The following is a 20,344-nucleotide window of genomic DNA, read 5'->3' as shown; positions in this document are numbered from 1 at the left end:
GATGGGCGGAGTGCGGGCCGTCGCGCGGATCGGGGCGACGGCCGACGGGCGCGGCGGCACCGCCCTGCCCGTCCTGGAGAGCGACGGGCCGCTCGCGCTGCGCCGCACCCGGGGCGCCGGCGACGAGGCCCGGGTCGTGCTCGTGGGCGCGATGAGCGGACCCCTCGGCGGGGACCGGTTCGCCGTCGAGGCGGAGGTCGGCGGCGGGGCCCGGCTGAGGGTGGGCTCGGCCGCGGCCACCATCGCCCTGCCCGGGCAGATCAAGGACGCCGCCCACTACGACGTACGGCTCGACGTCGCCGACGGGGGCGAACTCCACTGGCTGCCCGAGCCGTTGATCTCCGCACGCGGCAGCGACCTGTACGTCACCACCCGGGCCGACCTCGCGCCCGGGGCCCGTCTGGTGCTGCGCGAGGAACAGGTCCTCGGCCGGGTGGGGGAGGAGCCCGGGCGGCTCACCAGCCGGCTCGTCGTCCGCGTGGACGGCCGGGCCGTCCTCGACCAGGAACTGGCCTGCGGACCCGGCGCACCCGGCGGCTGGGACGGCCCCGCCGTCCTCGCCGGACATCGCGCCATCGGTCAACTCGTCGTCGTACGGCCGGAGTTCACGACCCGTCCGGTCACCGCGCAGGCCCTCGGCGAGCACGCCTTTCTGGCGCCGCTCGCCGGGCCCGCCGCCCTGGTGAGCGCCGTCGCGCCGGACGGGCTTCGGCTGCGGCGGGTGCTGGACGAGGCCCTGGCCGTCCTCCACCCCCGCTGAGCGGGGCTTTCCTCTCCGGTTATCGGATTGGCAAAGAAGGTCAACGACACCTGTTCTCAGGTACCTCACAGCCGCAAGGATCCCCATACCGCCGTATCGCTGTACCGCCATAACAAGGTAGGGGAGAAGCCCACTTGAGGGACATACGACCGAACAGAAGGACCGCAGTGCTCGGTTCGGCCGGCGCGCTCGTCGCCGCCACGCTGATGGCCACGGCGGTCGCGGCGCCGACCGCGAACGCGGCCGGCGGCCGTTCGGGACAGGACAGGGAGCAGCGGGGTGCTGCGATCGCCGCGGAGCGCGCCGCCAAGGCCGGCATCGACTGGCAGGACTGCCCGGCCGACTGGGGCCTGGAGAAGCCGATCCAGTGCGGCTGGGTCAGCGTGCCGCTCGACTACGCGCGCCCCAACGGCAAGCAGATCAAGATCGCCGTCGACCACATCGGCAACACGGGCACGCCGCAGGAGCGCCAGGGCGCGCTCGTCTACAACCCGGGCGGCCCCGGCGGCTCCGGCATGCGCTTCCCGCGCCGCGTCACCACCAAGAACGCGATCTGGGCGAACGCGGCCAAGGCCTACGACTTCGTCGGCTTCGACCCGCGCGGCGTCGGTCACTCCGCGCCCATCTCGTGCGCCGACCCGCAGGAGTTCGTCAAGGCGCCCAAGGCCGACCCGGTCCCGGACAACGAGGCCGACAAGCTCGCGCAGATCAAGCTCGCCCGTGAGTACGCCGACGGCTGCTACGAGCGCAGCGGCGAGATGCTGCCGTACATGACCACGCCGAACACCGTGCGCGACCTGGACGTCATCCGGGCCGCCCTCGGTGAGAAGAAGCTCAACTACCTGGGCGTCTCGTACGGCACCTACATCGGCGCCGTCTACGGCACCCTCTTCCCGGGCCACGTCCGCCGCATGGTGGTCGACAGCGTGGTCAACCCCTCCCGCGAGAAGATCTGGTACGAGGCCAACCTCGACCAGGACGTCGCCTTCGAGGGCCGCTGGAAGGACTGGCAGGACTGGGTCGCCGCCAACGACGCGACCTTCCACCTCGGCACCACCCGCGCCGCCGTCCAGGCGAAGTGGCTGGAGCTGCGCGCCACCGCCAAGAAGCACCCCATCGGCGGTCTGGTCGGCCCGGCCGAGCTGATCTCCTTCTTCCAGGGCGCCCCGTACTACGACTCCTCGTGGATCCCGGTGGCGACCGTCTTCAGCAAGTACTTCGCCGGGGACACCCAGGCCCTCGTCGACGCGGCCGCCCCGGACCTGACCGACACGGCCGGCAACATCGCCTCGGAGAACGGCAACGCGGTCTACACGGCCGTCGAGTGCACCGACGCCAAGTGGCCCACCAGCTGGCGGAAGTGGAACGCCGACAACACCCGGCTCAACAAGGACTACCCGTTCCTGACCTGGGCCAACGCCTGGATGAACCTGCCGTGCGCCTACTGGTCGGTCAAGCAGCAGACCCCGGTGGAGGTCAAGACCCACAAGGGCCTGCCGGGCGTACTGATCGTGCAGTCCGAGCGGGACGCGGCCACCCCGTACGACGGCGCCGTCTCCCTGCACAAGCGCTTCAAGGGCTCCCGTCTGATCACCGAGAAGGACGCCGGCTCCCACGGTGTGACGAACCTCGTCAACTCCTGCATCAACCCCCGGGTGGAAAGCTACCTGCTCACCGGGAAGCTGGACGCCAAGGACGTGACCTGCGCCCCGCACGCCACGCCCAAGCCGTAGCCACCGGCTGACAGCGAGGGGCGGCCGGATCGACTCCGGCCGCCCCTTCGTGCTGTGCCGCGACGTCAGCTCAGCGGTATCCGGGGGAACTTGCGCTGCTTCTCCGTCGCCGCGGCCTGCTGCGCCTTCACCACCGCCGCGTACTCGTCGACGTACTCCTGGTCGGACAGCTTCAGGATCGCGTACATGATCTCGTCGGTGATCGCGCGCAGGATCGCCTTCTCGCTCTCCATCCCGGCATAGCGGGAGAAGTCCAGCGGCTTGCCGAAGCGGATGACCACCGGGTGGAGGTTGGGGATCAGCTTGCCCGGCGGCTGCGCCTCGAAAGTGCCGATCATCGCGCAGGGGATCACCGGCACCCCGGCCCTCAGCGCCATCACCGCGACGCCCACCTTGCCCTTGTACAGCCGCCCGTCGTGCGAACGGGTGCCCTCGGGGTAGATGCCCAGCAGCTCGTCCTTGCTCAGCACCCCGAGGCCCTCGCGGATCGCCGCCTGGCCCGCCTCCTTGCCCGAACGGTCCACCGGGATCTGTCCCGCGCTGCGGAAGAAGGTGGCCGTGAGTCTGCCCTTGAGGCCCGGCCCGGTGAAGTACTCGGCCTTCGCGAGGAAGGTGATGCGCCGCTTGAGGACCGCCGGCATCAGGAAGTGGTCCGAGAACGACAGATGATTGCCGGCGACGATCGCCGCCCCCGACTCCGGTACGTGCTCCAGTCCCTCGATGCGCGGGCGGAAGACCAGCTTCAGCAAAGGGCCCAGCAAGACGTACTTGAGCACGTAGTAGAACAAGGGGTAGCTCCTCACTCCGGTGGATCCGCGACGATCGGCCGCGCCACCAGGTTCCTGCCGCCGGTGGCCGCTCAGCAAGTCCGCGTCGGGCGTTGTCGCCGGTCCCTCACAGCCGTACGACGACCAGAGCCGTGTCGTCCGTCGCGCCGCCCGGGGGGAGCAGTTCGAGGAGAACGGAGTCGGCGAGGGATTCCGGGTCGTCGTTCCGGTGCCGGGACAGGGCCTCGGCGAGCCGGTTCAGGCCGGTGTCGATGTCCTCGTGCCGGCGCTCCACCAGCCCGTCCGTGTAGAGCACCAGAGTGGCGCCGTGGTCATAGGCGGCGCACTCCTGCGGCCGGGGCCCGGGGTCCGGCGGAGCGTCCAGCGGCGGGTCGGTGGCCCGGTCCAGGAACTCCACCCGGCCACCCGGGTGGACGAGCGCGGGCGGGGGATGGCCGGCGCTGCTGTAGGTGATGGTCTGCCGGTCGAAGTCGATGAACGTGGTGACCACGGTGGCCGATTCCGCGCCGTCCACGACATGCGCGTACCGCCCGAGCACGTTGAGGGCCTCGGCGGGCCCCTCCGCGACCCTGGAGGCGGCGCTGAGCGCGCTGCGCAGCTGGCCCATCACCCCGGCGGCCTCCAGACCGTGCCCCACGACGTCCCCGACCGACACGCCGATGCGGTCGCCGCCGACCAGGTCGACCAGGTCGTACCAGTCCCCGCACACGTTCAGCGAGCCGACCGCCGGGCGGTAGCGCACGGCCGCGTGATGGTGGCCGACCTGACGGCGGGCGGGCAGCATCGCCTCCTGCAGGGCGAGAGCCACCTCGCGCTCCCGGGCGTGCGCCTGCCGCAGCCGTTCGTTGACCTCCTGCAGCTCACGGGCGCGGGTGTACAGCTCGGCCTCCAGCACCCGGGTCCGGCTGCCGGGCTCGCCCGGGCCGCGCGACCCGCGGGCCCGGATCAGCTCGGTGACCTCCTCGACCCGGTGGACGACGAGCACCACCGACCCGTCGGGGCCGAACACGGGCGCGTTGACCGGGCTCCAGTACCGCTCGTCCCACTCCCCGGGCCGCCCGGGGTCCTCGACGTCGTAGCGCTGCAGGGCCATCGCGTCCCGCTCGCCGGTGGCCAGCACCCGGCGCAGCGAGGCCTCCAGATTGCGGACCCCGCTCGCGCCCGGGTCGTTGGGGTTGTCCGGGAACACCTCGAACAGATGGCGGCCGACCACCTGCTCGCGCTTGCGGCCCCCGACGCGCAGGTACTCCTCGTTGGCGTCCGCGTACCGGAGCTCGGCCGTCAGCAGCGCCACCATGCCGGGCAGGGACTGGAACACCGCCGCGTAGTCGATCGCTGCCGCGTGGTCGATCGCCGTGTCGTTCATGGCTCGCGCCCCATCCGCCGGTTTTGGGTAATTTTCGCACGCGAGGTGACGGAGGAGGTCCGCGCGTCACACGCCCGGGTCGGAGAGCGACTGCTCCGCCCAGATGATCTTCCCCTCGCCCAGGAAGCGCGTGCCCCAGCGCTCGGTGACCTGGGAGACCAGCAGCAGACCGCGGCCGCCCTCGTCCGTGGTGCGCGGATGGCGCAGATGCGGGGCGGTGGCGCCGCCGTCGAAGACCTCGCAGACCAGGGAGCGCTCTCGGATCAGTCGCAGCCGGATCGGGCCGGTGGCGTACCGGATGGCGTTGGTGACCAGCTCGCTCACCACCAGCTCGGTGGTGAACGACAGCTCCGGCAGACCCCACTCCGCCAGCCGCCGGCTCGCGGTCCTGCGCGCCTCGGCGACCGCGGCCGGGTCGGCCGGCAGCTCCCAGTCCGCGACCCGGTCCGGGGACAGCCGGCGGGTACGGGCCATCAGCAGGGCCACGTCGTCGTACGGCCGCGCCGGGACGAGCGCGTCGATCACGGTCCGGCACGCCAGGTCCAGGCCCGCCGCCGGACGCTCCAGGGCCCGCCGCAGCCGGGCGCGGTCGGTGTCCAGCGCCCACTCGGCGCCCTGGGCGAGCAGACCGTCGGTGTGCAGCGCGAGCGTGCTGCCCTCCGGCAGGGTCAGCTGCGCCGACTCGAACGGCGGCCCGCCCAGGCCCAGCGCCGACCCCTGCGGCAGGTCCACGAACCTGACCTCCCCGTCGGGCAGCACGACCGCCGGGGCCGGATGCCCGGCGGCGGCCATCGCGCACCGGCCGTCGACGGGGTCGTAGACGACGTACACGCACCCCGCCCCCTGTGCCTGGGTGCCCGCGTCCAGCCCCTCCTCCCGGGCCATACGGACGACCAGGTCGTCCAGGTGGGCGAGGACCTCCTCCGGAGGCAGATCCAGGGCGGCGAGGGTGCGTACGGCGGTCCGTACGCGCCCCATGGCCGCGGCGGCGTCGATGCCGTGCCCGGGCACCTCGCCCACCACCAGCGCCACCCGTGCCGCCGACAGCGGGATCAGGTCGTACCAGTCGCCGCCGAGGCCGGTCAGCTCGTCGGCGGGCCGGTAGCAGGCGGCCACCTCGACCGCGTCCTGCTCGGGCAGCCGGTGGGGGAGCAGATTGCGCTGGAGCACCAGTGCCGCGTCGCGCTCCCGGGTATAGCGGCGGGCGTTGTCCACGCACACGGCCGCCCGCGAGACCAGGTCCTCCGCGAGCGCCAGATCGTCGGCGTCGAAGGGTTCCCGCAGCCCGCGGCGCAGAAAGCAGGTCACCCCCAGGGTGGCCCCGCGGGCCCGCACCGGGACGATCAGCACGCTGACCGATTCACCCGGGGCGGGGGCGCCGGGCAGGTTCCGCAGCCATTTCTCCGCCGACGGATCGAGACGCTCGCCGTACCAGGGGCTGCCGGTGAGGAGACAGCGGACGGGCGGCGAGTCGGCCTGGTGGGCGACGGTGGGGGTGGAGGCGTGGGGCGGCGTGGCGATGCCTGGGGCGGAGGCGTGAGGAGGCGTGGCGATGCCGGGGGTGGCCGCGTGGGGCGGCTTCGCGCTGTCGGCGATCCTCTGTCCCGCCCGGTGCAGGGGGACCGTGCCGGACGGGTCCGGTGCGGGTTCCGCGCCGGACAGGACCGGGGCCGGCAGGTCCACGGCGACCGCGTCGGCGAACCCGGGGACGGCCACGTCGGCCAGCTCCTGCGCGGTGCGGGCGATGTCCAGGCTGCTGCCGATGGACCGGCCCGCCCGGTCGAGGAGGGCGAGCCGCTGCCGGGCGCGGTGGCGGTCGGTGATGTCGACGACCGTGTAGTAGACGCCCACCGGGTTCCCGTGGTCGTCGTCCAACCGGGTGAACGACAGCATGTGCGCCGTCTCCCGGTGCGGCGCGGCCCGTACGTGCCCGACGTGCTCGTAGCCGACCACGGTCACGCCGTCGGCCAGCACCCGCCGCATCTGCGCCTCCGCCGCCTCGGCGTCCAGCCCCGGCTGCACATCCCCGAGCCGCAGCCCCAGCCGCTCCTCGGGCCGGCCGCCGCCGAACCGGGCGAGCGCGTCGTTGGACCACACGAACCGCAGATCCGTGTCCACGATGGCGATGCCGATCGGCGAGTCCGACACCATCCGCTCCAGGACCGAGCGGCTCATCGTCCAGCCGGGCGCGTCCCCCGTCTCGCTCAGCAGCACCAGCCGGCGGTCGGCGCCGCCCGGCTCGTCGGCACAGGTGATCCGGGCCATCACCGGGACCGGCCGGCCGTCCCGGCGCCGGGCGGACAGCAGCCCGCTCCAGCCGCCCTCCCGACGGCACCGCTCGAGGATCTCCGCCACCCGGCCCGCGTCCCCGTGGGTCAGCAGCCCGGCCAGGTCCCTGCCCACCGCCTCGGAGGCCGGATACCCGAGCAGCCGCTCGGCGTCCCTGGTCCAACTCGTCACCACGCCCCGCCCGTCGAGCAGCAGGGGCGCGGCATCCGCCACGTCGAACCGCCGGCGGGCAACGCCGTCCTCGTCGTGTGTGCCCACGGTCGACCTCTCTGTCGCTGAGAGTGGTCTACCACCTCCTGACCCAATCTTCACCCTGCCTGCACGAGCCCGACCGAGCCACCCGGGAGCCCCGGCTCACCCCCGCGTGCGGCCCGTCCGCTCAGGCCCCCTGGACGAGCACCCTGCCCAATGCCTCCAGCGCCGACCCCAGTTCCTCGCCCGTGATCGTCAGCGGCGGCGCCAGCCGGACGGTGGAGCCATGGGTGTCCTTGACCAGCACGCCCTCCCGCATCAGCCGCTCGCTCACCTCGCGGCCGGTGCCGAGGGCCGGATCGATGTCGACGCCGGCCCACAGCCCCCGGGCCCGGAAGCCGACGACGCCCTTGCCGACCAGAGCGGTCAGACCGTCCCGCAGCACGCTCCCCAGCTCCGCCGCCCGCCGCTGGAACTCACCGGTCTCCAGCAGCTCCACCACCGCCGTGCCGACCGCCGCCGCCAGCGGATTGCCGCCGAAGGTCGACCCGTGCTCGCCCGGCCGCAGCACCGACAGCACCTCGCGCCGCCCCACCACCGCAGACACCGGCACGATCCCGCCGCCGAGCGCCTTGCCGAGCAGGACGACGTCGGGGACGACCCCCTCGTGCTCCACCGCGAGGGTCCGGCCCGTGCGGCCCAGCCCGGACTGGATCTCGTCCGCGACGAACAGGCAGTTCGCCCGGCGGGTCAGCTCCCGCACCCCGGCCAGATAGCCCTCGTCGGGGATGACCACCCCCGCCTCGCCCTGGATCGGCTCGATCAGCACCGCGGCCGTGGTCTCGTCGACCGCCGCCTCCAGCGCCGCCAGGTCGTTGTACGGCACGATCCGGAAGCCCGGCGTGAACGGGCCGAAGCCCGTCCGGGCGGTCTCGTCCGTCGAGAAGCTCACGATCGTCGTCGTACGGCCGTGGAAGTTCTCCGCCGCGACCACGATCGTGGCCCGGTCGGCGGGGACGCCCTTCACCTCGTAGGCCCACTTGCGGGCCACCTTGATGCCGCTCTCCACCGCCTCCGCGCCGGTGTTCATCGGCAGCACCATGTCCAGGCCGGTCAACTCCGCGAGCCGTTCGGCGAACTGCGCGAGCCGGTCGTTGTGGAAGGCGCGGGAGGTCAGCGTGAGCCGGTCGAGCTGGCGGTGCGCCGCCTCGATCAACAGGGGGTGGCGGTGGCCGAAGTTGAGGGCCGAGTAACCGGCCAGCATGTCGAGGTAGCGGCGGCCCTCGACGTCCTCCACCCAGGTGCCCTCGGCGCGCGCGACGACCACGGGCAGCGGATGGTAGTTGTGCGCGAGGACGGGCTCCTCGGCGCGGATCAGCTCGGCGGAGGACCGCGCGGGTGCGACCCCGGCCTCGGACGAGCCGGCGGGGACTGCCTCGGGCGAGCGCGCGGGAACGACGGGTGCGGTCATGAACGGATCTCCTGAGTGCAGCACTTGATGCCACCGCCGGCCTTCTGGAACTCCGACAGGTCGACGGGGACGGGGACATAACCGCGCTCGGTCAGCCGGGCCGCGAGGGCCTCGGCCCGGGGCGCGATGAACACATGACGGCCGTCGGAGACGGAGTTGAGGCCGAAGGCCATCGCGTCGTCACGGGTGGCCAGTACCGCGTCCGGGTACAGCCGGGCCAGCACCTGGCGGCTGCCCGGCGAGAACGCCTCCGGGTAGTAGGAGACGTTGTCGTCGTCCAGCACGAACAGCGCCGTGTCCAGGTGGTAGAAGTGCGGGTCCACCAGCGTCAGGCTGATCACCGGGTGACCGAAGAACTCCTGCACCTCGCGGTGCGCCTCGCGCGTCGTGCGGAACCCGGTGCCGGCCAGCACGTACCGGCCGGTCCACACCAGATCTCCCTCGCCCTCGCAGATGTGCTCCGGGCGGTGCACCTCGTAGCCGGCGGTCTTGAACCAGGTGTCGTACAGCGCGGACTCGGGACGCCGCTCGGGCGCGTGGAAGAGCGAGCCGAACACCCGGCCGGCCACGACGACCGCGGAGTTCGCGGCGAAGACCATGTCCGGCAGGCCGGGGGCCGGATCCACGGTGTCGACCGTGTGCCCGTGCGAGCGGTAGGCGCGGATCAGCGTCTGCCACTGCTCCCGGGCGAGATCGACGTCGACGGGGCTGTCGGGATGCATCCAGGGATTGATCGCGTACTGCACGGCGAAGTGTCTGGGCTCGCAGACCAGGAAGCGCCGGGCACTCGGCCTCCGGCCGGTGGTCACACTGTCGGACATGTCCCCAAGGTAAGAACCGACAGCGGAGCGCTACAAGGAACGAACGCTGCGTGTTCACGCAGGAATGCTGCGTGTTCAGCCCGCGCCGCGCACGTTCCCTGCGTCATCGGGGGCCACTTGTGTGGCTCCCGCCTCCGGACTGTCCGGCAGCAGATGCGACAGCACCATCACGCTGATCGTCTTGCGGATGAACGGCTCCACCCGGATGCGCTCCAGCACCTCCTCGAAGTGCTCCACGTCCCGTGCCCGCACATGCAGCAGCGCGTCCGCCCCGCCCGTCACCGTCATCGCCGCGGTGATCTCCGGATGGTTGCGCACCACCTCCGCGAGCCGCCGCGGCGGGGCCGCGCCCTCGCAGTACACCTCCACGTACGCCTCCGTGCGCCAGCCCAGTGCCGCCGGCTTCACCGTCGCCGTGAACCCCGTGATCACCCCGGTGTCCCGCAACCGGTCCACCCGGCGTTTGACCGCCGTCGCCGACAGACCGATCGCCGACCCGATCTCCGCGAAACTCGTCCTGGCGTTCGCCATCAGAGCGGTGACGATCTTCCGGTCGAGATCGTCGAAAGGGGCAGTGCCGCTGTTCATGCGGGCACTGTATCCAGCGGATACGTCCACACCTCGGCACATGTCCAGCCGTGCCGATCGCCCCTACACTCCACGTTCATGCTGCGCGCCCTCGCCGTCGACGACGAACGCCCCTCGCTCGAGGAACTGCTGTACCTGCTGAACGCCGATCCCCGCGTCGGCAGCGTGGAGGGCGCCGGCGACGCGACCGAGGCGCTGCGCCGCATCAACCGCGCCCTGGAGTCCGGCCCGCACGGCCCCGAGGCCATCGACGTCGTCTTCCTCGACATCCAGATGCCCGGCCTCGACGGCCTCGACCTGGCCCGCCTGCTCACCGGCTTCGCCCGGCCCCCGCTGGTCGTGTTCGTCACCGCCCACGAGGACTTCGCCGTCCAGGCCTTCGACCTCAAGGCCGTCGACTACGTCCTCAAGCCCGTCCGCAAGGAACGCCTCGCCGAAGCCGTCCGCCGGGCCGTCGAACTGCGCGGCGCCGCGCCCCGCATCCCCGTCCACGAGCCCGACCCCGACCACATACCCGTCGAGCTCGGCGGCGTGACCCGGTTCGTCGCCGTGGACGACATCACCCATGTCGAGGCCCACGGCGACTACGCCCGACTGCACACCGACCGCGGCAACCACCTCGTCCGCATCCCCCTGTCCACCCTCGAGGAACGCTGGCGGGCCCGCGGATTCGTCCGCATCCACCGCCGCCACCTCGTCGCCCTGCGCCACATAGGGGAACTCCGCCTGGACGCCGGCACGGTCAGCGTCCTGGTCGGCGGCGAGGAACTCCAGGTCAGCCGCCGCCACGCCCGCGAACTGCGGGACCTGCTGATGAGGAGGCCGTGAGCATGCCGCAGGACCCCGCCGAGCGCCGCGTCGTCGTCAGCGGCCCGCCCCGCCGCACCGGCGGCCGCGCCTCCGGCTACTACCGCCCCCGCACCGAGATCGACGAGCAGACCACCCTCGGCCACACCTACGTCCGCTCCCTCATGCGCTCCCAGCTGCGCGCCGCCCTCGTGGTGTTCGCCGTCCTCGCCCTCCTCGTCGGCCCGCTGCCGCTGCTGTTCGCGGCGATGCCCGACGCCCACCGCCTGGAATGGGCGGTTCTCGGCTTCTGCCTCTACCTCCCGCTCGTCCTGCTGGCCCGCTGGTACGTCCGCCGCGCCGAACGCAACGAACGGGACTTCGTCCGACTGGTCGAAGACCGATAGGGGCCGGACACATGAACTCGGCGTACGCCGTGCCCGCCGTCGCCCTGGTGGTGGTCGCGACCGTCCTCGTCGGCGCCTTCGGCCTGAGGATCTCCCGCACCACCTCCGACTTCTACGTCGCCTCGCGCACCGTCGGCCCCCGCCTCAACGCGGCCGCCATCAGCGGCGAGTACCTCTCCGCCGCCTCCTTCCTCGGCATAGCGGGACTGGTCCTGGTCCAGGGCCCGGACATGCTCTGGTACCCGGTCGGCTACACCGCCGGCTATCTCGTCCTGCTCCTCTTCGTCGCCGCCCCGCTGCGCCGCTCCGGCGCCTACACGCTGCCCGACTTCGCCGAGGCCCGGCTCGCCTCCCACACCGTCCGCCGGCTCGCGGGCACCCTCGTCGTCGGCGTCGGCTGGCTCTACCTGCTGCCCCAACTCCAGGGCGCGGGCCTGACGTTGACGGTCCTCACCGGTGCGCCGGACTCCCTCGGCGGGCTGATCGTCGCGGTCGTCGTCGCCGCGACCGTCGCCGCGGGCGGGATGCGCAGCATCACCTTCGTGCAGGCGTTCCAGTACTGGCTCAAGCTCACCGCCCTGCTCGTCCCCGCCCTATTCCTGGTCCTCGCCTGGCAGGGCGACGGAGGCCCCCGGCACGCCTTCGCGGAACCGGCCGCCTTCCGGGACCAGCGCACGGTCCGCGTGGACGACACCCTCGACCTGCGGCTCGACCGCCCCCTGACCGTGACGGTGGACGGCACGGTCGACGGCCGCCGGCACTCCGGCACCGCTCTGAACCTGCCCGCCGGCACCCACCGCATCGAGCGGGGCGCCCGGCTCACCTTCGCCGAGGGCAGCCCCGTCCCCACCGCCGAGCGCGGCAGCACCGGCGGCATGTCCACCTCCCTCGCCGCGGGCCGTCAGGAACGCCCGCTGTACGCCACGTACGGCCTGATCCTCGCCACCTTCCTCGGCACGATGGGCCTGCCGCACGTCGTCGTCCGCTTCTACACCAGCCCGCACGGGGTCGCCGCCCGCCGCACCACGGTCGCCGTCCTCGCCCTGATCGGCGTCTTCTACCTGCTCCCGCCCCTCTACGGCGCGCTCGGCCGCCTGTACGCCCCCGAGCTCGCCCTCACCGGCGACGCCGACGCGGCCGTCCTGCTGCTGCCGGACCGGATGATCGGCGGCGTCGGCGGCGACCTGCTCGGCGCGCTGGTCGCCGGGGGAGCCTTCGCCGCGTTCCTGTCCACGGCGTCCGGGCTGACCATGGCCGTCGCGGGCGTCCTCACCCAGGACGTGCTGCCGACCCGGGGCGTACGGCACTTCCGGCTGGGCACCGCGCTCGCCATGGCCGTACCGCTCGCCGCCAGCCTGCTGGTGGGCGGGCTGCCGGTGGCCGACGCGGTGGGCCTCGCCTTCGCGGTGTCGGCGTCCTCCTTCTGCCCCCTGCTCGTCCTCGGCATCTGGTGGCGCCGGCTGACCCCGCCGGGGGCGGTCGCCGGGATGGTGGTGGGCGGCGGATCGGCGTTCCTCGCGGTCGCCGCCACCATGGCGGGCCTGCCGGTCACCGGCGGACTGCACGCGCTCCTCGCCTGGCCGGCCCTGTGGTCGGTGCCGCTGGGCTTCCTCACCATGATCCTGGTCTCCCTGGCCACCCCGGGCCGCGTCCCGGCCGGCACCGCGACGATCCTGGCCCGCTTCCACCTGCCGGAGGAACTGCGCACGGAGGAGCTCAGGACACCGGAGGAGTTCAGGGCGCCGGAGGCCAAGGCATGAGCGCGACGGCGGGGGAGCGGGCATGAGCGGTTTCCTGGCGGGCGTGTGCATCGCCATCCTCCCCTTCCTCGCCCTCGGCTTCTGGCTCGGCCGCCGCACCGCCCACCCCGACAGCCGGGGCGGCCTCGGCACCCCCGTCGAGCACGCCACCTTCCAGACCCTGCACACCGCCTCGCTCGCCGCACCCCCGCTGCGGGCGGGCCTCACCGAGGAGACGGCCCGCAGGTCCGCCCGCAGACTGCGCACCCTGCTCGGCACGGACGCCCTCTGCCTCACCGACCGCGAGCAGGTCCTCGCCTGGGACGGCGTGGGCGCCCACCACCGCACCGAGATCATGGAACGCATCGCCGCCCCCCTGGACAGCGGCCGGGGCGAGGCCTTCCGCCTGACCTGCGACCACGCCGACTGCCCGGTCCGCTGGGCCGTGGTCGCCCCGCTCACCGTCGACGACCGGGTGCACGGCGCCCTCGTCGCCTGCGCGCCCCGCGAGTCGGCCGTCCTGGTCCGGGCGGCGGGCGAGGTGGCCCGCTGGGTCAGCGTCCAGCTGGAGCTCGCCGATCTCGACCAGTCCCGTACGCGACTGATCGAGGCGGAGATCAAGGCCCTGCGCGCCCAGATCTCCCCCCATTTCGTCTTCAACTCGCTCGCCGTGATCGCGTCCTTCGTCCGCACCGACCCCGAACGCGCCCGCGAGCTGCTCCTGGAGTTCGCCGACTTCACCCGCTACTCGTTCCGCCGGCACGGCGACTTCACCACCCTCGCCGACGAGCTGCACGCCATCGACCACTATCTGGCCCTGGTCCGCGCCCGCTTCGGCGACCGCCTCGCCGTCACCCTCCAGATCGCCCCCGAGGTCCTCCCGGTCGCCCTCCCCTTCCTCTGCCTCCAGCCCCTCGTCGAGAACGCCGTCAAACACGGCCTGGAGGGCAAGGCGGAGAAGTGCCACATACAGATCACGGCCCAGGACGCGGGCGCCGAGGCCCTCGTCGTCATCGAGGACGACGGCGCCGGCATGGACCCGGTCCTGCTGCGCCGCATCCTGGCCGGCGAGGTCAGCCCGTCCGGCGGCATCGGCCTGTCCAACGTCGACGACCGGCTCCGCCAGGTGTACGGCGACGACTACGGCCTCGTCATCGAGACGGCCGTAGGGGCGGGCATGAAGATCACCACCCGGCTGCCGAAGTACCAGCCGGGCGTCCACTCGGCGGCCCGCCTCGGCCCCGGCTGATCAGCCGGTCTTCAGCACGATCATCGCCAGGGTGATCAGACCGAGCACGACCCAGCCGAACCACAGCCAGCCGTTGCTGCCCAGCGCCACCGTGTAGGCGGTCACCGCGACCAGCCCGCCCAGGGTGAGCACCCCCATGGTCTTCGTGGAACTGTCCGTGGAACCTGCCATCGCGACACCCTCCTCAGGGCCGCCCACCGCCGGGCGTGTCCACCTCCATGGTGCCCCGGCTCACGCGCGAGCGCCCCGGATTCGCCACCCCCGGCGCCCGCGCCCCGGACCGTCTAGCGTCCCCGGGCGTTCAGCGAGGCGAGATAGGCGTTGTACGCCTCCAGCTCCTTGTCGCCGTCCCGGTCGGCGGCGCGGTCCTGGCGCTTGGCCTGGCGCTGCTCGGAGCCGTACCACTGGAACAGCAGCGCGATCAGCACCAGCACGGACGGAATCTCGCTGAACGCCCACGCGATCCCGCCCGCGACGCCCTGATCGGACAGCGCGTCGATGCCCAGCGAGGCAGACGGATTGCGGAACGTGTCGACCATCGGCTCGGACGCCATCATCAGCGCGATCCCGAAGAACGCGTGGAACGGCATCCCGGCGAACAGCTCCAGCATCCGCATCAGATGCCCGGGCCGCTGCGGCCCCGGGTCCACCCCGATGATCGGCCAGAAGAACACCACGCCCACCGCGAGGAAGTGCACCATCATCGCGATGTGCCCGACCTTGGAGCCCATCAGGAAGTCGAAGAGGGGACTGAAGTACAGCGCGTACAGCGAGGCGATGAACATCGGAATGGTGAACGCCGGATGCGTGATGATCCGCATGTACCGGCTGTGCAGCAGCATGAGCAGCAGCTCACGCGGCCCCTTGCGCCCTCCGCCGGCCGTCGGCAGCGCCCGCAGCGCCAGCGTCACGGGCGCGCCCAGCAGGATCAGGATCGGCGACAGCATGCTGATCACCATGTGCTGCACCATGTGCACGCTGAACATGACCATCCCGTAGTCGTTCAGCCCGGTGCACATCACCAGCATGATCGTCAGCACCCCGACGACGTACGACACGGTCCGCCCGACCGGCCAGGCGTCCCCCCGCCGCCGCAGCCGCACCACACCCCACCCGTACAACCCGAGCCCGGCCAGACAGGCCACGAGAAAGAACGGATCAGCCGACCACTGCAGCCCCCGCCCCAGCGTGAACGGCAGTAGATCCATATGCGTGCCGTGCCCGCTGTGCTCCATGGTGGGCGGCTCCTGATTCGTGGGGGGTTGTGCGTTTCCTGCCGCCCCAAGACTAGAACCGCCCCCGGCGATCTCTGTCACCGGGGGCAACCGGTCCCACCCGAAAGGGGCGCGGGGAACTGCGCGACAAGCCACAACGCACCCGCACCCGCCGGACGGCTATAGCACGCACTCCGCTTCCGCGTACCGCTCAGCCGGCACGGTCTTGAGCGTCTCCACGGCCTCGGCCAGCGGCACCATCACGATGTCCGTCCCCCGCAGGGCCGTCATCTTCCCGAACTCCCCCCGATGCGCCGCCTCCACCGCATGCCACCCGAACCGGGTCGCCAGCACCCGGTCGTACGCGGTCGGCGTGCCACCCCGCTGCACATGCCCGAGGATCACCGGCCGGGCTTCCTTCCCCAGCCGCTCCTCCAGCTCGATGGACAGCTGACGGGCGATCCCGGCGAACCGCTCGTGCCCGTAGATGTCCTTGCCGCCCTCGTCGAAGTCCATGGTCCCGGCGCGCGGCTTGGCGCCCTCCGCGGCGACGACGATCGCGAACCGCTTGCCCGCCTCGAACCGCTCACCGACCCGCCGCGCCAGCTCCTCGATGTCGAAGGGCCGCTCCGGTACGACGATGGCGTGGGCGCCCGCCGCCATGCCCGACTGAAGCGCTATCCAGCCGGTGTGCCGCCCCATCACCTCGACGACCAGCACCCGCTGGTGCGACTCGGCGGTGGTCTTCAGCCGGTCGAGCGCCTCGGTCGCGACCCCGACGGCCGTGTCGAAGCCGAAGGTGACGTCGGTGACCGCGATGTCGTTGTCGATGGTCTTCGGCACGCCGACGATCGGCAGTCCGGCGTCGGACATCAGCCGGGCCGCCTTGAGGGTGCCCTCACCGCCGATCGGGATGATGGCGTCGAGGCCGAGCTCCTCGACATGCCCCCTGGCCCGCTCCACGCCGTCCCGCAGATGCGAGGGCTGGACCCGGGAGGAGCCGAGGATGGTGCCGCCGCGGGCCAGGATGCCGGCCACCGCGTCGAGGTCGAGCTTGAGGTAGTCGCACTCCAGGAGGCCCTTCCAGCCGTCCCGGAAGCCGATGACCTCGTCGCCGTGGTCGGCGACGGCACGGTGCACGACGGACCGGATGACGGCGTTCAGGCCGGGGCAGTCGCCGCCGGACGTGAGGACACCAATGCGCATAGCCCGAAAAACCTTCTCCACGAGGGCCGGATCCGGACCCCGTCGTCCGGCTCGATCCCCGCCACCCTAGCGGCAGGAGGGGGCGGGGCCGAAGCATGCGTCCGCCTACTGGACGTGCCTGCTCACCTGTGCGGACGCACCGTCAGACGGGCTGCTGACGGTGCTCTGAAAAGCAGGTGAACACACAGATCACGCGGGCTGCTGTGCGGAGGCGATGCGCTCGCCCCGCAGCGCCTCGTACCAGCGGTCGTCGGTCGGCGGCAGCGCGTTCACATCGAGCGCCAGCTTCAGCAGCAGGTCCGCGATGAGCGGGTTCCTGGCCAGCACCGGCCCGTGCATGTACGTACCGAACACGGTGTCGTTGTACGCGCCCTCCGTGCCGTCGCCGGTGCCGTTGCCCCTGCCCATGCTGACGCGGGCGAACGGGCGGGCGGTCGGGCCGAGATGGGTGACGCCCTGGTGGTTCTCGAAGCCCGTCAGGGACGGCAGTCCGAGCCGGGGGTCGATGTCGGCGAGGACGTCACCGACGCACCGCTCGCCCTCGCCGCGCACCGTGGTGACGTCGAGGAGGCCGAGGCCCGGCTGGCGCTGGCCGACGTCGTTGACGAACTCGTGGCCGAGGATCTGGTAGCCGGCGCAGACCGCGAAGACGATCGCGCCGTTGTTCACCGCCTGGAACAGGTGCCCGTCGCGCAGCAGCCGCTCCGCTGCGAGCCGCTGGGGCCGGTCCTCGCCGCCGCCGATGAGGTAGATGTCGCCGGAGGTGGGGATCGGCTGGTCGCTGCGCACGTCGAGGCGGGCCACGTCGAGGCCGCGCTGCCGGGCCCGGCGCTCCACGACCAGGACGTTGCCCTGGTCGCCGTAGGTGCTGAGCAGGTCCGGGTAGACCCAGACGATCCGCAGTTGGTTGTCGCTCATGAACTGGTCGTCCTTCGTGGTCAGTTGCCGACGCGGCGGCGCAGGTCCTGGAACGCGGTGTAGTTCGCGATGACCTCGATCCGGCCCGGCGGGCACTGCTGCACGGCCTGGTCGACGGTGTCGCACACCTGGAAGTGCTGGTTGGCCACCTCGAGGCGCACCGCGAGGTCCAGCTTGCGGTCACCGATGACGAAGATCGGGTGGCCGGTCAGCCGCGTGTAGTCGACGTCCCACAGCCAGGAGGTGTCGGTGCCGTCGGCGCCGCGCGCGTTCACGGAGAGGATCACCGGGGCGGGTGCAGGATCGATCAGGCTGAACGTCTCGAGCCAGCCCGCCGGGTTCTTGGCGAGCAGCAGCCTGAGGTCACGGCCCTGGAACTGGACGACGTCATAGCGTCCGGCGACGGCCTGCACCTGGTACATGCGCTCCAGCGCGACCTGCGGCGGCACCCCGAACACGGCGGCGACGGCGGCGGAGGAGGCGGCGTTGGCCTTGTTGGCCCGCCCGGGGAGCTGCAGATGGATGGGCCAGGCGGACCCGTGCGGGTCGAGGACGTGGTCCCCGGAGAGCGCCCAGCTCGGCTGCGGCCGGCGGAACCCGCACTCGCCGCAGAACCAGTCGTCGCCGGGCCGCTGCATGACACCGCCGCAGGACGGGCACGACCAGGCGTCGTCCTTCCACATCTGCCCGGCGGCGACCCACACCACGTTGGGGGAGGAGGACGCGGCCCACACCACCAGCGGGTCGTCGGCGTTGGCGACGACGACGGCCTTGGAGCCGGCGAGGCCCTCGCGCCAGTTCTCCGCGAGCATCCGGGTCTCGGCGGCGCGGTCCAGCTGGTCGCGGGAGAGGTTCAGCAGGGCGATGCACTTCGGGGCGGTGTCCCGGGCGACGCCGGCGAGGTACTTCTCGTCGACCTCGATGACGCCGTACTTGGAGTCCGAGCCGCCCGCGAGCGCCGAGGTGATGCCGGCCGGCATGTTGGCGCCGAGCGCGTTGGACACGACGGGTCCGGCGGCCCTGAGCGCCTCGGCGATGAGCCGGGTGGTGGTGGTCTTGCCGTTCGTCGCCGAGACGAGGACGACGTCCAGGTTCTGGGCGAGCCGGGCGAGGAGATCGGGGTCGAGTTTGAGTGCCACCCGGCCACCGATCACCGATCCGCTGCCGCGTCCGGCCGCGCGCGATGCCGCAGCGACCGCCTTGCCCGCGGTCACGGCGATCTTGGCCCGCGGCGTGAGCGGGTCCGAGTTGCCTGCCATCAGTTCTCGATCCTCCTTGCGTACGCGCCGCGCCTCTGCCGTACGGCAACGTGGTAGGTGGTCAGCCTATCGAGATCCCCTCGCAGCCCCGAATCGCGGCACCACCTCACACCCGTACGGCATGCGCGTGTCAGAAGGGACCGTACCCTTGCCGCCATGCGACACGGCTCCATCCCGGGCGCGCACGGACGCGTCCGGCCCCTCACCCTCCTCGGCGACCCCGTCCTGGCACAGCCCTGCCGGGAGGTCACCGACTTCGGCCCCGAACTCGCCCGGCTCGTCGAGGACATGTTCGCCACGATGTACGCGGCCGAGGGCGTCGGCCTCGCCGCCAACCAGGTCGGCGAACCGCTGCGGGTCTTCGTCTACGACTGCCCCGACGACGATGACGTCCGCCACCTGGGCCATGTCGTGAACCCGAGGCTGGTGGAGGCGGACGGAATCGTCCTGCGCGGCCCGGAGGGCTGTCTCTCCCTCCCGGGCCTGGAGGCGGGAACGGAACGCCACGACCACGCGGTCGTCGAGGGCCGCACCGTGACCGGCGAGCCGATCACGGTCCACGGCACGGGATTCTTTGCCAGATGCTTGCAACACGAGTGCGACCACCTGGAGGGCATGGTGTATGCGGACCGGGTGGAGGGCTGGCGCAAGCGGAGGCTGATGAGGCAGGTGAGCCGAGCTTCGTGGCACCGGTGAGTGCAGGTTTTTCAGGGGCGCGGGGCTGTATCGATCTGCGGCTCCGCCGCGTGGGCGCGACCGGCCACGACCGGCCCGCAGGCCGCACACGACCGTCAGAACCCCGGACCTCCGATCTTGTCCCCCGCGGCAGCGAGCCGCCCCCACAAAAGATCCGCCAAACTCCGCACCAGCTCAGCTCGAGAACACGGCCGCTCCCCCAGCCACCAGTCCCCCGCCGCATGCATCATCCCGACGATCCCATGCCCCCACACCCGGGCCAGCCGCTGACTCTCGGGCCCGAGATCCAGCCGGTCCTCGATCACCTGCGCCAGCTCCTCGCCCATCCTGCGGAGCAGCGGCGCACTGTGCTTGCCCACGTCGAACCCCGCCTCCGCGCCCTGCCCGCCCTCGGAAGGGTGCATCAGGAACCGGTAGACCTGGGGCCGCGCCTCGATGGCGGCGAGGTAGGTGTCGAGGGTCGCCTCCACCCGCTCCCGCCGCTCGGCGGGGGCGTCCAGCGCGGCGCGCAGGGAATCCAGCAGGGCGTCCGTGTGCCGTTTGGCGAGGGCGGCGTACAGTCCGCCCTTGTCGCCGAAGTGGCGATAGAGGATCGGCTTGGTGATGCCGGCCTCCGCGGCGATCGCGTTCATCGACGCCTGGGGGCCGTCCCGGAGCACCACCCGGTCCGCGGCCTCCAGCAACTCGCGCCGTCGGCGGTCGGCGGACCGCTGCTGCTCGGTCCGCTGCGTGGTGTCCATGTGCTCTCCCCACCCGTGATGTTTCGGTGACGCCTGCGCAAACTAACACCTGACAGCAGCCTGACAGCGAACGGGCCTGAAGGCTCCCTGGCCGTCGTCAGGAGTTGACTTTTCCTACCCAC

General features: G+C 72.2%; 19 protein-coding genes. 7 read left to right on the top strand and 12 right to left on the bottom strand.

Annotation, left to right across the window (positions count from 1 at the left end; genetic code table 11):
• The first annotated feature begins 1 nt into the window (after position 1).
• Together ABZ464_RS15445 and ABZ464_RS15440 are read left to right on the top strand one after the other, a co-directional pair.
• Entirely contained in the window at positions 2-760 is a 759-nt protein-coding gene (locus tag ABZ464_RS15445) for an urease accessory protein UreD (protein WP_359276825.1), read from the top strand.
• Between the two features lie 134 nt (positions 761-894).
• Entirely contained in the window at positions 895-2,493 is a 1,599-nt protein-coding gene (locus ABZ464_RS15440; RefSeq protein WP_359276352.1) for an alpha/beta hydrolase, read from the top strand.
• Between the two features lie 65 nt (positions 2,494-2,558).
• Here ABZ464_RS15440 and ABZ464_RS15435 read toward each other — a convergent pair whose 3' ends face one another.
• From ABZ464_RS15435 to ABZ464_RS15410, 6 genes are all read right to left on the bottom strand, one after another.
• Positions 2,559-3,281, bottom strand: a complete 723-nt coding sequence (locus ABZ464_RS15435) for a lysophospholipid acyltransferase family protein (RefSeq protein WP_359276349.1) — start codon at positions 3,279-3,281, stop codon at positions 2,559-2,561.
• Positions 3,282-3,387: 106 nt separating this feature from the next.
• Positions 3,388-4,647, bottom strand: a complete 1,260-nt coding sequence (locus ABZ464_RS15430; RefSeq protein WP_359276346.1) for a SpoIIE family protein phosphatase — start codon at positions 4,645-4,647, stop codon at positions 3,388-3,390.
• Positions 4,648-4,713: 66 nt separating this feature from the next.
• Complete coding sequence (locus ABZ464_RS15425; RefSeq protein ID WP_359276344.1) at positions 4,714-7,194, bottom strand: SpoIIE family protein phosphatase; 2,481 nt, start codon at positions 7,192-7,194, stop codon at positions 4,714-4,716.
• 121 nt (positions 7,195-7,315) lie between these two features.
• Complete coding sequence (gene rocD / locus ABZ464_RS15420) at positions 7,316-8,599, bottom strand: ornithine--oxo-acid transaminase (RefSeq protein WP_359276337.1); 1,284 nt, start codon at positions 8,597-8,599, stop codon at positions 7,316-7,318.
• Positions 8,596-9,420: a dimethylargininase gene (ddaH, locus tag ABZ464_RS15415; RefSeq protein WP_359276334.1), complete on the bottom strand. Its 825-nt coding sequence runs from the start codon at positions 9,418-9,420 to the stop codon at positions 8,596-8,598. The genes rocD and ddaH overlap by 4 nt, the downstream gene beginning before the upstream one ends.
• A gap of 75 nt (positions 9,421-9,495) precedes the next feature.
• A complete protein-coding gene (locus ABZ464_RS15410) occupies positions 9,496-10,008 on the bottom strand; it encodes an Lrp/AsnC family transcriptional regulator (RefSeq protein ID WP_359276331.1) in 513 nt (170 codons plus the stop codon).
• A 78-nt stretch (positions 10,009-10,086) separates the two neighbouring features.
• On the opposite strand from ABZ464_RS15410, the gene ABZ464_RS15405 reads away from it, so the two are divergent.
• From ABZ464_RS15405 to ABZ464_RS15390, 4 genes are read left to right on the top strand one after another with little or no spacing between them, the layout of a single operon-like run.
• The gene (locus ABZ464_RS15405) at positions 10,087-10,836 is read left to right on the top strand and encodes a LytTR family DNA-binding domain-containing protein (RefSeq protein ID WP_359276328.1); all 750 of its coding nucleotides are present in this window, start codon (positions 10,087-10,089) and stop codon (positions 10,834-10,836) included.
• Positions 10,837-10,838: 2 nt separating this feature from the next.
• Positions 10,839-11,201: a hypothetical protein gene (locus ABZ464_RS15400; RefSeq protein WP_359276325.1), complete on the top strand. Its 363-nt coding sequence runs from the start codon at positions 10,839-10,841 to the stop codon at positions 11,199-11,201.
• 11 nt (positions 11,202-11,212) lie between these two features.
• Positions 11,213-12,961 (top strand): cation acetate symporter, encoded by a 1,749-nt coding sequence (locus tag ABZ464_RS15395; protein WP_359276322.1) that lies wholly within the window; start codon positions 11,213-11,215, stop codon positions 12,959-12,961.
• 22 nt (positions 12,962-12,983) lie between these two features.
• Positions 12,984-14,189, top strand: coding sequence for a histidine kinase (locus ABZ464_RS15390; protein WP_359276320.1), 1,206 nt, complete (start codon positions 12,984-12,986; stop codon positions 14,187-14,189).
• On the opposite strand, the gene ABZ464_RS15385 is transcribed toward ABZ464_RS15390, so the two are convergent.
• The 5 genes from ABZ464_RS15385 to ABZ464_RS15365 all read right to left on the bottom strand — a co-directional run bounded on the left by ABZ464_RS15385 (position 14,190) and on the right by ABZ464_RS15365 (position 18,786).
• A complete protein-coding gene (locus ABZ464_RS15385) occupies positions 14,190-14,360 on the bottom strand; it encodes a hypothetical protein (protein ID WP_359276317.1) in 171 nt (56 codons plus the stop codon).
• 113 nt (positions 14,361-14,473) lie between these two features.
• Complete coding sequence (locus ABZ464_RS15380) at positions 14,474-15,424, bottom strand: cytochrome c oxidase assembly protein (protein WP_359276314.1); 951 nt, start codon at positions 15,422-15,424, stop codon at positions 14,474-14,476.
• Positions 15,425-15,583: 159 nt separating this feature from the next.
• Entirely contained in the window at positions 15,584-16,609 is a 1,026-nt protein-coding gene (locus ABZ464_RS15375; protein ID WP_359276311.1) for a 6-phosphofructokinase, read from the bottom strand.
• A 189-nt stretch (positions 16,610-16,798) separates the two neighbouring features.
• Complete coding sequence (locus ABZ464_RS15370) at positions 16,799-17,527, bottom strand: glutamine amidotransferase (protein WP_359276308.1); 729 nt, start codon at positions 17,525-17,527, stop codon at positions 16,799-16,801.
• Positions 17,528-17,547: 20 nt separating this feature from the next.
• The gene (locus tag ABZ464_RS15365) at positions 17,548-18,786 is read right to left on the bottom strand and encodes a MurT ligase domain-containing protein (protein WP_359276305.1); all 1,239 of its coding nucleotides are present in this window, start codon (positions 18,784-18,786) and stop codon (positions 17,548-17,550) included.
• Positions 18,787-18,942: 156 nt separating this feature from the next.
• Between ABZ464_RS15365 and def the strand changes: the two genes are divergently transcribed.
• Positions 18,943-19,482: a peptide deformylase gene (def, locus tag ABZ464_RS15360; protein ID WP_359276302.1), complete on the top strand. Its 540-nt coding sequence runs from the start codon at positions 18,943-18,945 to the stop codon at positions 19,480-19,482.
• A 95-nt stretch (positions 19,483-19,577) separates the two neighbouring features.
• Here the strand turns inward: def and ABZ464_RS15355 are convergent, their stop codons facing one another.
• Positions 19,578-20,222: a TetR family transcriptional regulator gene (locus ABZ464_RS15355; RefSeq protein ID WP_359002054.1), complete on the bottom strand. Its 645-nt coding sequence runs from the start codon at positions 20,220-20,222 to the stop codon at positions 19,578-19,580.
• Positions 20,223-20,344: the final 122 nt, after the last annotated feature.

Source organism: Streptomyces sp. NPDC005820, assembly GCF_040630255.1.
Lineage (GTDB): Bacteria > Actinomycetota > Actinomycetes > Streptomycetales > Streptomycetaceae > Streptomyces.
The sequence above is the reverse complement of the archived record's forward strand: the minus strand, read 5'-3'. Positions and strand labels throughout refer to the sequence as shown.

Coding starts and splice junctions, on each gene's coding strand:
- rocD (WP_359276337.1), bottom strand. CDS start 8,599: ATGACCGCACCCGTCGTTCCCGCGCGCTCGCCCGAGGCAGTCCCCGCC.
- ABZ464_RS15445 (WP_359276825.1), top strand. CDS start 2: ATGGGCGGAGTGCGGGCCGTCGCGCGGATCGGGGCGACGGCCGACGGG.
- def (WP_359276302.1), top strand. CDS start 18,943: ATGCGACACGGCTCCATCCCGGGCGCGCACGGACGCGTCCGGCCCCTC.
- ABZ464_RS15380 (WP_359276314.1), bottom strand. CDS start 15,424: ATGGAGCACAGCGGGCACGGCACGCATATGGATCTACTGCCGTTCACG.
- ABZ464_RS15370 (WP_359276308.1), bottom strand. CDS start 17,527: ATGAGCGACAACCAACTGCGGATCGTCTGGGTCTACCCGGACCTGCTC.
- ABZ464_RS15395 (WP_359276322.1), top strand. CDS start 11,213: ATGAACTCGGCGTACGCCGTGCCCGCCGTCGCCCTGGTGGTGGTCGCG.
- ABZ464_RS15385 (WP_359276317.1), bottom strand. CDS start 14,360: ATGGCAGGTTCCACGGACAGTTCCACGAAGACCATGGGGGTGCTCACC.
- ddaH (WP_359276334.1), bottom strand. CDS start 9,420: ATGTCCGACAGTGTGACCACCGGCCGGAGGCCGAGTGCCCGGCGCTTC.
- ABZ464_RS15375 (WP_359276311.1), bottom strand. CDS start 16,609: ATGCGCATTGGTGTCCTCACGTCCGGCGGCGACTGCCCCGGCCTGAAC.
- ABZ464_RS15405 (WP_359276328.1), top strand. CDS start 10,087: ATGCTGCGCGCCCTCGCCGTCGACGACGAACGCCCCTCGCTCGAGGAA.
- ABZ464_RS15355 (WP_359002054.1), bottom strand. CDS start 20,222: ATGGACACCACGCAGCGGACCGAGCAGCAGCGGTCCGCCGACCGCCGA.
- ABZ464_RS15365 (WP_359276305.1), bottom strand. CDS start 18,786: ATGGCAGGCAACTCGGACCCGCTCACGCCGCGGGCCAAGATCGCCGTG.
- ABZ464_RS15410 (WP_359276331.1), bottom strand. CDS start 10,008: ATGAACAGCGGCACTGCCCCTTTCGACGATCTCGACCGGAAGATCGTC.
- ABZ464_RS15430 (WP_359276346.1), bottom strand. CDS start 4,647: ATGAACGACACGGCGATCGACCACGCGGCAGCGATCGACTACGCGGCG.
- ABZ464_RS15400 (WP_359276325.1), top strand. CDS start 10,839: ATGCCGCAGGACCCCGCCGAGCGCCGCGTCGTCGTCAGCGGCCCGCCC.
- ABZ464_RS15390 (WP_359276320.1), top strand. CDS start 12,984: ATGAGCGGTTTCCTGGCGGGCGTGTGCATCGCCATCCTCCCCTTCCTC.